Below are 14,056 nucleotides of genomic sequence, written 5' to 3' on the forward strand. Positions count from 1 at the left end.
TCTCTATATAAGAGAAAACAAAGTGCGGCTTTTGCTCAATGTGTACATCACTTCTTAAGCGGATTTTTTTCCTCATCCAGCGTAAAACCTTCGCCAAACACTTCGTACACGTCATTCACAATAACGAAGGCATGGGGGTCAGCGCTATGGACAAGGTTTTTAAAGCGAACCATCTCATTTCGGCTGACCACACAGTAGAGAACTTCTTTATCCGTACCGGTATAGCCGCCGCGTCCTTTCAAGAGAGTCGCCCCGCGTCCCATATCTTTCATGATGAGTTGGGAGATGGTTACCGCATGATCGGAGATGATCATGATTGCTTTTGCTGTATATGTACCTTCCTGAACAAAATCAATCACCCGGGCCGCAACAAACACAGCTACGAGCGTGTACATAGCCAGGTTCAAATTTAAATAATAAAGAGAAATGCCAATGACAAGAAAATCGGTGAGAAACAGAGTCCGGCCAATGCTCCAACCAAAATATTTGTTAAACAGCCGGGCAATGATATCTGACCCGCCCGTTGTACCGCCATACCGGAACACGATCCCGAGGCCGACTCCCACTGTTACCCCCGCATATAAGGCCGCGAGCAGCGTATCATTCGGAATAGGATGACGGAATGAGCCAAAAACACTTAAAAAAAACGAGATCGATAACGTGCCGACAATCGTATAAATCAGGGCTTGCTTGCCCAGCTGGCGCCAGCCGAGAATCAGCAGCGGAATATTAAAAATCAGATTGGTTATCCCCGGATCCCAGTTGAAAATATATTTAAGCAGCAGCGTAATCCCGGTAAGCCCGCCTTCTGTCAGGTGGTTGGCTATGTTAAAGTAATTTACACCAAAGCCCATAATGGCAGAACCAAAAATAATGGCAATAATGTTGCGAATGTGGAATCTCATAGCAGCCTCCGCATAACGGGTTAGAAAATTATGTATCGACTGCTATTATACCTAATGCATTGTATGTGCGCCAGAGCAGCCTGGTTAAGTGCGTTCTTTGCGGCGCAAGCGTAACAAGTAGCGGACTCCGATTAGAACGAGGGCCCAGAATGCGCTTGCCATCGCGGCGACACCAATCCAGTTCGGTGTGCCCAGCATGTAATATAAAGCAAGATGGGCGATAAAAATGATGGCAATAATAGGCCATAACCTGTTCATTGTGTGCACCCCTTATCTGATTTTTTATTAGTATTTCATATCATAAGGCATTTATACCAGGTCTAAGCGGGAAGCAGCGCTTCACAACGGTTACGTTTGTTTTTCTTTCTAGAAAGGGGAACGATAAATGGACCTTGTCAATTGTCAACCTTCTGCCTGTGATGTAACATAAGGTAAGAAAACAATTTCGTTTCTTCAAAGGAGGCATTGCCAGCTTGAGTGAGCAAAAACAGCTAACTGTCCAGGAAATGCAAGATATCGTTGACCGCTACATCGGACAGTTTAAGGAAGGTTATTTTTCTCCATTGGCTATGATGGCTCGCCTTAGTGAAGAGGTTGGGGAGCTGGCCAGGGAAATTAACCACTACTATGGAGAAAAACCAAAAAAGAAAGATGAAGAAGAAAAGACTATCGATATGGAACTGGCGGATTGTATGTTTATCCTTATCTGCTTTGCAAATTCACTTGGTGTAAACCTTGAGGAAGCTTTTCATGCGATGATGCACAAATTCAACACAAGGGATAAAGATCGCTGGACGCGAAAAGAGGAAACAGAGTAGGCAGATGTACAAGGTTGCCTTTCCCGGAAGCTATCCAGGAGAAAAGGAGAGGGATTATGAGTAAGATTCGAGTAGCAGTGGCAGGCCCAAGGGGCAGAATGGGTTCGGAAGCCGTAAAAATGATTTTACAGGATGATGAACTGCAGCTAGTCTGTGGGATTGATTATAAACATGAAGGTGAAGATATCGGGGAGGTACTTGGTTTACAGCCAGCGGGCGCTCCGATTGACATAAACTTTGGACAAGCATTAGCTATACATAAACCAGATGTTGTGGTGGATTTTACCACGCCGGACATCGTAAAAGAGAACATGGTGATCGCTATCCGTCACGGTGTGCGTCCGGTGGTTGGCACGACAGGGCTTTCACCTGACGATATCAAAGAACTCGACGAATTGTGCCGCAACCACAATACTGGCGCGATCATCGCGCCGAATTTTGCCATTGGCGCTGTACTTATGATGAAGTTTGCCCAGGAGGCAGCGAAGTACATGCCACATGTGGAAATTATCGAACAGCACCACGATCGAAAACTGGATGCACCATCCGGAACAGCGGTTAAAACGGCCGAAATGATTCGGGAAGCCCGACAGGAACTTAAACAGGGACACCCGGACGAGAAAGAAGTGCTGGATGGCGCCCGTGGCGCCTATTACGGCGGTTTTCGGATTCACAGTGTCCGTCTCCCGGGCCTGGTTGCCCATCAGGAAGTTATTTTCGGGGCAGTTGGCCAGACGCTGACCATTCGCCACGATTCCATAAATCGTGAATCTTTCATGCCTGGTGTGAACCTTGCCGTGAAAGAAGTGATGAAGCGTACGGCACTTATATATGGCCTAGAAAAAATCATGGTATAAAGGAGTCGTTGACAATGAATATTGCCCTTATCGCCCACGATAATAAAAAAAATGAAATGGTAAATTTCGCGATTGCTTACAAGGATATACTCAAGGAACATACGGTTTATGCAACAGGAACAACTGGCAAACGCATCATGGACGCTGCCGGGTTAACTATCACAAGAGTGCTATCCGGTCCGCTCGGCGGCGATCAACAGATCGGCGCTTTAATCGCGCAGGATGAGATGGATCTGGTTATTTTTCTGCGGGATCCGTTAACAGCCCAGCCGCATGAACCTGATATTACCGCGCTGCTTCGCCTCTGCGATGTCCATAGCATTCCGCTTGCCACCAACATTGCCACCGCTGAAATGCTTATCCGTGCCCTCCAGCAGGGGAATTTCGGCTGGAGAGAAACAAAAGATAAGTATAAAGGAGAGAATGGGGCAAATGGCACCACAGTTATTTGAGGAAGTAGACATACTCGCTTTTGGCGCCCATCCGGATGATGTTGAAATAGGTGCGGGCGGCGTGCTGCATCAGCTAGCGCGGCAGGGAAAAAAAGTTGTCATCTGCGATTTGACACTGGCTGAACTATCGTCAAACGGGACAGTTGAGCGCCGGCAGCAGGAAGCCGCTGCAGCAGACAGGCAGTTGGGGATATACAGACGCGTAAATCTCGGGCTTCCTGACCGCGGCCTTCGCATGTCCGATGAACACATTCGGCCACTGGTTCAAGTCATCCGTACGTTTCGGCCGGCCACGGTCTTCGCACCATTCTGGAAGGATCGGCACCCGGACCACGAGATGTGTGCGGCGCTTGTCAAAGAGGCAGTCTTCAATGCAAAGATAAGAAAATATGAAATAGCGGATGGGATAGATTCCTTGCCAGCACACCAGGTTGGGCAGCTCTTTCACTACTTTATTAATGATAGTATAGAACCTCAATTTATGATGGATATCAGTGAAGATATCGAAGCAAAAATGGCGGCTCTCGCCTCGTACCGCTCCCAGTTTGAAATCAGCGATGGCTCCGTAGCCACCCCTTTAACGGAAGGATACCTCAAGAGAGTCCGCGCCAGGGAATATGGATTTGGACAGGCGGCCAGTGTGGCATATGCAGAAGGCTTTGTCGCTTCGACGCCTCTTCTGCTTTCGGTGTTGCCGGGAAAGGACTAAACGGATGAAAATTGGGATTACGTGTTACCCCTCAGTGGGTGGTTCGGGAGTGGTTGCAACCGAACTGGGCAAACTGCTGGCGGAGAAAGGACATATTGTCCACTTTATTACTTCAGGCATGCCATTCCGCTTGGGAAAGTATTACCGCAACATTTATTTTCATGAGGTGGATGTAAGCAGCTATGCTGTGTTTCAATACCCGCCCTATGATTTGACGCTGGCCAGCCGCATGGCACAGGTAGCGGAAACCGAGAAACTTGATCTCCTTCACGTGCACTACGCGGTACCCCATGCCATATCGGCTTATCTGGCTAAACAAATGGTCGGCGATCACTTGAAAGTTGTAACAACCCTGCACGGGACGGATATTACGGTACTTGCAAACGACCATACTTTAAAAGATATTATCCGCTTCGGGATTGAACAAAGCGATGCGGTAACCGCAGTTTCAAATAATCTAATTGAAGAAACCAGGAAGGTGCTTCAAGTCAAGCGGCCGATTGATCGGGTGTATAATTTTATAGATAGAAGACATTACTATCCACACGAAGACATGTGTGATGTACGCAAAGAATATGCGCCGAACGGGGAGAAAGTGTTTATACATATTTCAAACTTCCGCCAGGTCAAGCGGGTACCAGATGTTGTCCGTGTTTTTAAAAAGGTAAGGGATCAAATACCTGCTAAACTGATGCTGATTGGGGAAGGGCCGGAACTGCCTGTAGCGCGTGATATGGCATACGAGCTGGGGATAGCGGATGATTTAATCTTTTTGGGCAAACAAGACAGCGTTGCATGTGTGCTGTCGATGGCGGATATTATGCTGCTTCCTTCGGGCCAGGAGAGCTTTGGGCTTGTCGCGCTTGAGGCGATGGCGTGCGGAAAACCGGTTATAGCCAGCAATGCAGGCGGGCTGCCGGAAGTCATTGAACATGGCGTTACTGGCTTCACCCTGCCGATCGGCGATATTGATGCTATGGCAGAAAAGGCGCTCGAGCTCGTCCAAAACGAAGATACATACAAACGATTGTCTCATGCTTCAATGGAGAGGGCGAACAGCGTATTCTCTCACGAAATTATAACGGAACAGTATGAGGCGGTGTACAGGCGGGTGCTGGAAGGGTGATGTACCGGGTGTTTTTCACCTGAACCAAACAGGGACTGGCAGTACATATGACAGTAACGGAAGGGGATGGAGGGAAACTTCATGAGAAACCTTGTATCAGCTGGCCGCTGCCTTTTAGAGCAACTGGAACGAGCCGGACACACTGCTTTTTTTGTCGGGGGCTATGTACGCGATCATTTCTTGAACCGCCCGATCCATGATTTAGATGTTGCCACATCAGCTAAGCCGGAAGAAGTTATGGCCTTGTTTGAACGGGTTATCCCTACAGGCATCAAACATGGGACAGTGACAGTGCTCATCGGCGGTGTGCCCATTGAAGTGACAACCTATAGAACGGAAAGCGGGTATGAAGATTTTCGGCGGCCGGATTCTGTTACATTCGTATCTTCCATTGAAGAGGATTTGGCCAGACGCGATTTTACCATGAATGCCATGGCGATGGATGCCCGGGGAAAGCTTGTCGACCCATTTGGCGGGCTAAACGATCTGCGCACCAACGTCATCAGGGCTGTAGGCGACCCGGCTACACGCTTTCAAGAAGATGCGCTTCGCATGCTTCGCGCGCTTCGGTTTGCAAGCCAGCTCTCGTTTTCCATTGAAGAGGACACGTTAACCGCGATCGCTTCACATGCCAGTCTTATACAGCATGTGGCAGTGGAGCGGATCTACACGGAGTGGAATAAACTGCTAATGGGCGCACAGCCGGACGTGATGCTCATTCTGCTGGTCCAAACAGGTGCTGCGTCTTATCTGCCGGGATTATCGCGGGTGTTTCAAGAGGCTGAGTCAGCGGCCCGCATCACAAAACTCACGGCTGTACCAAATTGCCGCAGGCTGTCGAACTGGCCAAGCCTTGCGCTGCGCTGGTGTGCTTTGTTTCTACTCACTGGTATGTCGAGTGAATGCACCGGCATTATGCGCATCCTGCGGAGTGAAAAAAAGCTGATTGATGAGTGCCGAAACATACTGGAGCTCATCACTCATTGGCGTGCGCTGGCACTCAGCCCTGTAACAAAGGAAATAATAGAAGAGAATTTAATGAAAGCCCTGCTCCTTCGGCCTGCTGAAATTCTACTGTCTGCAGCATCTTTATACGATTGTTATAGCGCGAAAGACAGCATGCTAGCAGAAAAGATAAAGCAACTCTCCAGCTTGATGAAAATTAAAAATCTCGGTGAGTTGGCTTTGACAGGCAGGGATTTGCAAGAATGCCTGCAGCGCAAGCCTGGAAGCTGGATTAGCCAGACGTTGTTGAGGCTTGCCGTTGACGTAAATAAAGAGCGCGTGGCAAATTCTCGGGAATTGTTGCTGACGCATGCAAGGATGGTTGCTAATGAATATACGTGAGCAGCTGCTTACATTGTTAAAAGAATCGGGTGAATCCTTTATTTCAGGGGAGGAGATGAGCCGCAGGCTTGGTGTTTCCAGAACGGCAATTTGGAAGCATATAGAAGAACTGCGGCAAGAGGGTTACATATTTGAAGCCGTGCGGAGATCCGGTTACCGCCTCCTGTCCTCACCCGACATCACCTCAGCCGAGGAAATCAAACTTGGACTTCAAGCTTCAGTTTTTGGCCAGCATATTCATTATTATTCTACAATTGATTCGACCCAGAATAAGTGCCAGGAACTTGCCAAAGCCGGTGCACCAGAAGGTACGCTGGTTATCGCTGATGAGCAGGCAGGGGGAAAAGGCCGGCTTGGCCGCGTCTGGCATGCTCCTGCGGGTAAGAATATTTCTATGAGCCTGCTGATTCGGCCGCAGCTTGAGCTCGACCAGTGCCCGCAGATTACGCTGCTTGCCGCGGTGGCGATTGTGGAGACGATCAAAGAACTTTACAGTATTAATGCGGCGATTAAATGGCCCAATGATGTACTGATTCACGGAAAAAAAGTCTGCGGAATTCTCACGGAATTAAATGCAGAAGCAGACCACGTAAACTGGCTGATCATCGGGATGGGAATTAATGTTAATACTGAACAACACGAGTTTCCCCCTGGTGTCTCCGAGATTGCAACGTCCATCGCCATACAAAAAGGGGAAAAAGTACGACGTGTTCCTTTTATACAGGGCGTGCTTCAAAAGCTGGAAGAATTGTATCAGCTATATGTCAATGAAGGGTTTACTCCAGTGCGCAAGCGTTGGGAAGCAAACGCGATTACGATAGGCAAACGCGTCATTATCCGCACGCTGCAGGGCCAGCTTGAGGGCCTTGCGGAAGGTATTGACGATACAGGGGTGCTTCTGGTCCGTAAAAATGACGGCACGGTTCAAAAAGTTTACTCCGCTGATGTAGAAATTCAAGCCTAAATACGATTTTTCTGGTATAATCCAGCTAAGGGCTGTATCCTTCGGGAATGGCACCACAATGAATAGAGAAAACGAAAACAATACAGAATCTGCTCTGAGCCTGTTTAGAAGGACCGAGACAGAAGGAAATAGAAGATATCATGCTATGTGGCATGTTTTTTCACGCCTTCTCAATCGGAGAAGGCGTTTTTGATCGTCTTCACGAACCTCTGCATCCATCCAAACGGTCTCAATGCGGTATACAAAAGGAGGCTTCTTACGTGTCCCAACCAATCACAACGGCAAGTTTAAAAGAAATGAAGAAAAACAGGCAGCCCATTGTCATGCTTACCGCTTATGATTACCCTTCTGCAAAGCTGGCGGATGAGGCCGGGGTCGATATGATTCTGGTGGGGGATTCATTGGGCATGGTTGTTTTGGGTTATGAATCAACAATCCCCGTGACCATGGAGGATATGATTCACCACACGAAAGCAGTTAACCGTGGTGTTAAACAGGCATTTGTTGTAACAGATTTGCCGTTTATGACTTACCACGGCACGGTAGAAGAAGGCCTCCGCAATGCAGGCCGCCTGGTGCAGGAGGGCGGTGCAAAAGCGGTGAAGATGGAAGGCGGGCAAGAACTCGTACCGCTTATCCGCCGCTGTACCCAGGCCGGAATTCCAGTGGTCGGCCATATCGGCCTAACCCCGCAGTCAGTGCACCAGCTTGGCGGATACAAGGTACAGGGCAAAACACCCGAAGCTGCCCAGCGCCTGCTGGACGATGCGCTCGCATTGGAAGAAGCCGGAGCGTTTATGATCGTTATGGAATGTGTTCCCCGCCAGCTTGCACAGCTCATTACCGAACGGCTTGCCATTCCAACGATCGGGATCGGAGCCGGAGTGGAATGCGATGGACAAGTATTGGTTTATCATGACATCTTGACATACGGAAGCGGTGGGCATGTTCCGAAGTTTGTGAAGAAGTACGCGGATATTGGTGTGGACGTAAAGGACGCGGTATCCAGATACGCCGCAGAGGTCCGCAGCAGGCAATTTCCGCAGGAGGTCCATACCTTTACAATGAAAGAGGAACTCATCGAGCAATTATACGGAGAAGGTGTAAAACAATGAGGATGATTAAATCCATCAAGGAACTACGGGAAGCGCTATGCGGTGAGCGAAATAAAAATAAAACCATCGGTCTGGTACCTACGATGGGATTCCTGCACGAGGGCCATATGAGTCTGGTCGATCGGGCGAAACAAACATGCGATATTGTGGTGATGAGCATTTTTGTTAACCCGATCCAGTTTGGGCCTAATGAAGATTTAGCCAGCTATCCGCGTGATCTGGAAAGGGATACTGCGCTTGCTTCAGCCCGGGGGGTGGATTACCTGTTTACGCCTTCCGTATCGGAAATGTATCCGACTGTAAACAAAACAACCGTCACGGTAAGCGATGTAACGGAGTCTTTATGCGGGGCTTCCCGTCCAGGGCATTTCGATGGAGTGGCGACAGTTGTGACCAAATTATTCAACATCGTCCAGCCTGCGTACGCCTTTTTCGGGATGAAGGACGCGCAGCAGGTGGCAATCATTATGCAAATGGTTGACGATTTAAATATGCCGGTTACCATTGTTCCCTGCCCGATTGTTAGGGAAAAGGATGGGCTCGCGTTAAGCTCGCGCAATGTTTATTTAAATGAAGAACAGCGCCGCCAGGCACTTGTGCTCTCAAGAGCGATTAACGAAGCGAAGGATGCTTATGCAGGCGGCGAAAAATCAGCTGAAGCCTTGAAGGAATTGATTGTATCCGTTATTTCGCACAGTCCGCTGGCAGATATTGATTATGTTGAAATCCGCAATTACCCTTCTCTTACAGAAGCGGCTATAATCAGCGGCCAGGAAGTACTCATTGCACTGGCTGTTCGGTTTGGGAACACACGATTGATTGACAATACAGTTTTGTCACCGGTTAAGGAGGAAGCAGCATGTTTCGCACAATGATGAAAGCAAAAATCCACCGCGCAACGGTAACAGAAGCGAATCTTAATTATGTGGGCAGCATTACGATCGATCGGGATATTATCGATGCGGTCGATATTCTGCCAAATGAAAAAGTGCAAATTGTAAACAACAATAACGGTGCCCGGCTGGAAACGTATGTGATTGAAGGAGAGCGCGGCAGCGGGGTCATCTGTTTAAATGGAGCAGCAGCCAGGCTGGTGCAGCCTGGAGATGTGGTTATTATTATCTCCTATGCGATGATGACGAATGAAGAAGCGCATGCTTACAAGCCAAAAGTTGCCATTATGGATGAGAAAAACAAAATCGCCCAACTGATTGGCGAAGAGGTTCACGCTACCGTAATGTAATATAATTTTTACCGAATACACATCGTGATAAGCCCTGCCTTCTTGTGACACACTTTATTTAAGGGAACAAGAAAGGGGGCTTTTCTTTTGCTTTCTGATTATTTCAGTACACTCTCCGGTCAAATCGACCGGATTAATGAAAAATGGAGCGGGTTAACAACTGAACAAAAAGAAAAGTATTTCTCCCGGATATTGGAATTGCGGGAATTAAGCGATTCCTTTGTTGAAGAATGGCTTACATTTGAAGAAAAGCTGATCAATATCCAGCGTGTTGCTGAGCAGGATCTTACGATAGATGCACCTAGCGCTTTACAACCGATTACAGCTGAACAGCATGAGTATCATGCAGACGACAGTGAAGTTTATGTCACACTTCCTATGGCGTCAGCGTTTCGCAAGGGGCAGGGCTATTTTGATTTATCCATGTACGAGGAGTCAGCCCGGTCGTTTGGTCAGTTAATCGAACAAATGCCGGACTTATCCATCGCCCGCCTTTTTCTGGCGTTCAGTTTTTTTATCTCGAATGATCTCGAACGAGCCCACCGGCATTTCCGTATGCTTGCAGAAACATCAGAGGAACCGCTGATACTGGCTGCTGCCTGCAATGCGCTCGGCTGTATTTCGGTTCTTGAAGAAAGAGGCGATCAAGGGATTGTGTGGTTTGACCGCGCGATACAATATGAACCGCAATTCCAGGATGCCATTTTTAATAAAGCGCTCACCCTTTTTTATGCTCGTGAATGGATCGAATGCCTTACTGTTTTGGAAAACTTTAAAGAAGAAGACAACGATTTCGAAATCCAGCTTCTGCGGTTTTGTGCCCTGCTGCACAATGGTGAGCGCAGAAAGGCGTTATTTCATCTCCAGAAAGCCGAACAGTTAACACATAAGAAAAGCAGTGTAAACGACAGAAGGGCAATTGCCCAGGGATATGAACAACTGGGCCTTTTTCAGAGGGCGGCTGAAGCCTACCGAAACCTGCTGCCCGCTGCACGTAAAGAAGCCTGGATATGGCATGCGCTTGGCTGGTCACTCTGGCAGCATAATAAATCTGAAGAAGCACTTCTCCATCTTAAGCGGGCTCTGTCTCTTGCTCCCGATAGCGCAGAATATGCCTGCTCCTATGCGTGGATACTGCTGAGAACAGGGCATGCAAATGAAGCTTACCGGATTTTTTCGCATGTAGCGTGCAGGTGTATGGAGTCCGGCAATCCACTCCCGTTAACACAGGCTGTGGCTTGCGCAGGAAAAATTGAAGCGCTTATGCAGCTCCAGCCAGGGGATGCTGATAGCATGCGAGAGGCACAGGCAACCGCTGAGCGTCTTCTAAATAACCCGTTGCCTCCCATTCAGGCGCTTGGCCATTACGAATGCGGAAAACTGGCCTTGTTAATCGGCAATAAAAAGAGAGCATGGGAACATTTCAGAAGCAGCGACTCATTAATTCGGGAGGCGGAGATGTATGCTGGCTTTCTTCATTACCTGGATGGAGAGTACACACAGGCTTATACGAAATGGAAAGGCAAGCAGCCGGTTCAATAAGAGCCGGTGCTTTTTTTCTTGCACTTCGAGACGTGGTGCTTCAAAATATAGAAGTACCCTGCTTTCGAATAAGCGAAAGAGGCTTTTTGAGGTGAATTAGTTGAACACGTATACTGTAGTAGATTTTGAAACCACAGGCAACAAACCGAAGAACGGCGACAAAATCATCCAGATCGGCGCAGTGCGCTTAGAAAATGGTGAAATTGTGGACCGCTTCGCAACGCTTGTAAACCCGGGGATGGCGATTCCCCCTTTTATAGAGAAGCTAACCGGTATCTCCGATGCAATGGTTGCAACCGCACCCGACATTGAAGAGGCGATTCCGGGACTTTTGCGACTGCTCGATGGTTCTGTTTTTGTGGCACATAATGTATTCTTTGATCTTGCCTTCCTGCAGAATGCACTTCAGGAGGCGGGTTACCATAAATTTGGCGGCTCTATTCTTGACACTGTAGAACTGGCCCGCCTGCTTCTGCCCAGCCAGGAAGGTTACAGGCTCTCAGACTTATCGGTAGGTTTGGACATCGGCCATGACCGGCCCCATCAAGCCGACTCCGATGCGGAAGCCACTGCATTTTTACTGCTACAGCTTCTTCACAGGCTTCATGAGCTGCCACTCATTACGATTCAGCAGCTACAGCGCTTAAACCGTTGTTTTCAGTCGGACATTGAACAGCTGCTTACTGACATTGAACAGCGTAAAATCCGCGAGGGATCGTATGAAGAAGATGGCCTGGAAGTTGTAAACCAAATTGCGATTAAGATTCGGGCTGAAGCAGAGAAGCGCGGGCAGGCGGCCCCGCTGGATGTAACCTTTGATGAATATGTGGATAGCCTATTCGGTGAAGATGGGCTGCTTAAACAGCATATGCCTGGATTTGAACTGAGGTCTTCACAGATTTCAATGATGAAACAAGTATATGAATCTTTCTCGGAAGGCCGCCATTTGATGGTTGAAGCGGGTACAGGCACAGGCAAGTCGCTCGCCTATCTGATACCAGCCGTTTTTTGGGCCAAGCAGCAGGAAGAGACTGTAGTGGTTTCCACCCAAACAATCCAGCTGCAAGAGCAGATGTATACCCGGGATTTGCCTATTCTGCAGGCGCTTTTTCCGGAGGATCTTCCGCGGGTTTCGATTTTAAAAGGCCGCAACAACTACCTATGTCTGCGCAAGTTTGCCCATTCGCTTGAAGAAGAGCAGGACAACTATGATGTGCAGCTGGCCAAATCACAAATGGTTGTCTGGCTGACTGAAACGATGACCGGGGATGTTGAAGAGCTAAACATGCCCTCCGGAGCCCAGGGCTATTGGAAGCAGGTACAAAGTGACGCCAACTCCTGCCTGAACCGGCACTGCCCCTGGTTTTCACGCTGTTATTACCATACAGCCCGGCGCAGCGCTCAGCAGGCTGAGGTCATCGTAACGAACCATTCCCTGCTGTTTACTGATGTGGGGGCGGAACACCGGATTCTCCCAGCGTACCAGTACGCCATTATCGATGAGGCGCACCACTTTGAAGATGTGGCCAGCCGCCACCTTGGGGATAAGGTTTCATCTTATCAGCTGGAGGGCATGCTCCAGCGGCTTTCTCCAGATAAAGGCGCCGGCCTGTTAGAAGAATTGGAGCAGTCGGTCTCTGCCTGGAATGCCACCAAATATAAAAAAATTAAAAATGATGTTGAGAAGTCTTACAGCCTGCTGCGTGAAACAAAAGAATCGGTCCGCGAGATGTACCAGCTGCTTTATCAGTGGTCGAACCAGCGGGCGCGCGAAGCCGAGGAGATCGGCCATACGGTTATGCGCTACAACGGAGGAGACCTCTCGAACAAGTGGGGACGCTCGATTGTCTCGGCTGTTAAAAACGCTGTCGAACAGCTTCTCACTGCTGGAAGAAATATGGAATCCATTCATTCCAAATTGTCCGCAGAAGAGGATATTCCGCCTTCAACCCGCGGCCTGGTCACCGATTTAAATGGCCTGATAAAGGATACGCTTGCCTATTCCGGGCTGCTGCATGATATGCTGCTGTCCATTGATGATGAATATGTACACTGGGTTGAACTTGATATCAGAAGTACACGAAAAGGCATCTATTTAAATCGGGTACCAATCAATGTGTCAAGCCTTGTACGCGATATGTTTTTTGATAAAAAAACAAGCGTTGTTCTGACTTCAGCGACTATGAGTGTAAATTCATCCTTCGCCTACACATTGGAAAGGCTTGGACTTACGGGACCTGAAGCCGAGAAATCTATTGTAACGTCTGTCCTTCCGTCTCCGTTTGATTACAGAAAGCAAACCCTGCTCTGTATCCCAAATGAGATTCCCAATATAAAAGACGCAAGCGAGTCGCATTTTCTCGCATCGCTTGTCCAGTCTTTAGCGGACGTTGCAACGGTGTCAAAAGGCCGAATGCTTGTCCTTTTCACTTCTTATTCAATGCTTCGCAGCGTGTATGATCCGCTCAAAGATCAGTTAAAGGATCAAAATATCACCGTACTTGGGCACGGCATCGACAGCAGCAGCCGCAGCAAACTGACGAAACAGTTCCGTTCCCTGGATGCTTCAGTTCTACTGGGTACGAGCAGTTTCTGGGAAGGTGTGGACATTCCCGGTAAAGATTTATCGGTACTCGCCATTGTCCGGCTTCCGTTTGTGCCGCCTAACCACCCGTTAACTGAAGCGCGCAACCAAATGCTGAAGGAACAAAATAAAAATCCATTTATGCAGCTGTCTGTGCCACAGGCTGTAATCCGGTTTAAGCAAGGTTTTGGGCGTTTGGTCCGCACACGTGAGGACAAGGGAATCGTGTTGGTATACGATCGCCGGATTGTAGAGGCTCGTTATGGACAGGTGTTCCTTGCGTCTCTGCCAGAAACGACGGTTATGCAAAAATCAACAGAAGAATTGCTGCCCGCCATTGAGGACTGGTTAGCATAATTTGACCCTTCTCCCACATACGTATAAGCATACACGT

At 48.5% G+C, this 14,056-nt stretch carries 14 protein-coding genes; 12 read left to right on the top strand and 2 right to left on the bottom strand.

Annotation, left to right across the window (positions count from 1 at the left end; genetic code table 11):
* Window positions 1-47: 47 nt before the first annotated feature.
* Entirely contained in the window at window positions 48-905 is an 858-nt protein-coding gene (locus PP175_RS09415) for a YitT family protein (RefSeq protein WP_272442493.1), read from the bottom strand.
* A gap of 84 nt (window positions 906-989) precedes the next feature.
* Window positions 990-1,163, bottom strand: coding sequence for a hypothetical protein (locus PP175_RS09420; protein WP_272442494.1), 174 nt, complete (start codon window positions 1,161-1,163; stop codon window positions 990-992).
* Window positions 1,164-1,411: 248 nt separating this feature from the next.
* Between PP175_RS09420 and PP175_RS09425 the strand changes: the two genes are divergently transcribed.
* The 12 genes from PP175_RS09425 (at window position 1,412) to dinG (ending at window position 14,019) form a co-directional block, all read left to right on the top strand.
* Complete coding sequence (locus PP175_RS09425) at window positions 1,412-1,723, top strand: nucleotide pyrophosphohydrolase (protein ID WP_272443229.1); 312 nt, start codon at window positions 1,412-1,414, stop codon at window positions 1,721-1,723.
* Window positions 1,724-1,779: 56 nt separating this feature from the next.
* The gene (gene dapB / locus PP175_RS09430; protein ID WP_442870433.1) at window positions 1,780-2,580 is read left to right on the top strand and encodes a 4-hydroxy-tetrahydrodipicolinate reductase; all 801 of its coding nucleotides are present in this window, start codon (window positions 1,780-1,782) and stop codon (window positions 2,578-2,580) included.
* A 14-nt stretch (window positions 2,581-2,594) separates the two neighbouring features.
* Window positions 2,595-3,032: a methylglyoxal synthase gene (locus PP175_RS09435; protein WP_272442495.1), complete on the top strand. Its 438-nt coding sequence runs from the start codon at window positions 2,595-2,597 to the stop codon at window positions 3,030-3,032.
* Complete coding sequence (bshB1, locus tag PP175_RS09440; protein ID WP_272442496.1) at window positions 3,013-3,741, top strand: bacillithiol biosynthesis deacetylase BshB1; 729 nt, start codon at window positions 3,013-3,015, stop codon at window positions 3,739-3,741. The genes PP175_RS09435 and bshB1 overlap by 20 nt, the downstream gene beginning before the upstream one ends.
* Window positions 3,742-3,745: 4 nt before the next feature.
* Window positions 3,746-4,867: an N-acetyl-alpha-D-glucosaminyl L-malate synthase BshA gene (gene bshA, locus PP175_RS09445; protein WP_272442497.1), complete on the top strand. Its 1,122-nt coding sequence runs from the start codon at window positions 3,746-3,748 to the stop codon at window positions 4,865-4,867.
* An 81-nt stretch (window positions 4,868-4,948) separates the two neighbouring features.
* A complete protein-coding gene (locus PP175_RS09450; RefSeq protein WP_272442498.1) occupies window positions 4,949-6,214 on the top strand; it encodes a CCA tRNA nucleotidyltransferase in 1,266 nt (421 codons plus the stop codon).
* On the top strand, window positions 6,201-7,178 hold the full coding sequence (locus PP175_RS09455) for a biotin--[acetyl-CoA-carboxylase] ligase (protein ID WP_442870434.1): 978 nt from the start codon (window positions 6,201-6,203) through the stop codon (window positions 7,176-7,178). The genes PP175_RS09450 and PP175_RS09455 overlap by 14 nt, the downstream gene beginning before the upstream one ends.
* A 260-nt stretch (window positions 7,179-7,438) precedes the next feature.
* On the top strand, window positions 7,439-8,293 hold the full coding sequence (panB, locus tag PP175_RS09460; protein WP_272442500.1) for a 3-methyl-2-oxobutanoate hydroxymethyltransferase: 855 nt from the start codon (window positions 7,439-7,441) through the stop codon (window positions 8,291-8,293).
* The gene (panC, locus tag PP175_RS09465; RefSeq protein ID WP_272442501.1) at window positions 8,290-9,168 is read left to right on the top strand and encodes a pantoate--beta-alanine ligase; all 879 of its coding nucleotides are present in this window, start codon (window positions 8,290-8,292) and stop codon (window positions 9,166-9,168) included. The genes panB and panC overlap by 4 nt, the downstream gene beginning before the upstream one ends.
* Window positions 9,153-9,536, top strand: coding sequence for an aspartate 1-decarboxylase (gene panD, locus PP175_RS09470; RefSeq protein WP_272442502.1), 384 nt, complete (start codon window positions 9,153-9,155; stop codon window positions 9,534-9,536). Before panC ends, panD begins: the two co-directional genes overlap by 16 nt.
* An 87-nt stretch (window positions 9,537-9,623) precedes the next feature.
* Window positions 9,624-11,078, top strand: a complete 1,455-nt coding sequence (locus tag PP175_RS09475) for a tetratricopeptide repeat protein (RefSeq protein ID WP_272442503.1) — start codon at window positions 9,624-9,626, stop codon at window positions 11,076-11,078.
* A gap of 100 nt (window positions 11,079-11,178) precedes the next feature.
* The gene (gene dinG, locus PP175_RS09480; protein WP_272442504.1) at window positions 11,179-14,019 is read left to right on the top strand and encodes an ATP-dependent DNA helicase DinG; all 2,841 of its coding nucleotides are present in this window, start codon (window positions 11,179-11,181) and stop codon (window positions 14,017-14,019) included.
* Window positions 14,020-14,056: the final 37 nt, after the last annotated feature.

This window comes from Aneurinibacillus sp. Ricciae_BoGa-3 (assembly GCF_028421645.1).
Taxonomy (GTDB): domain Bacteria; phylum Bacillota; class Bacilli; order Aneurinibacillales; family Aneurinibacillaceae; genus Aneurinibacillus_B.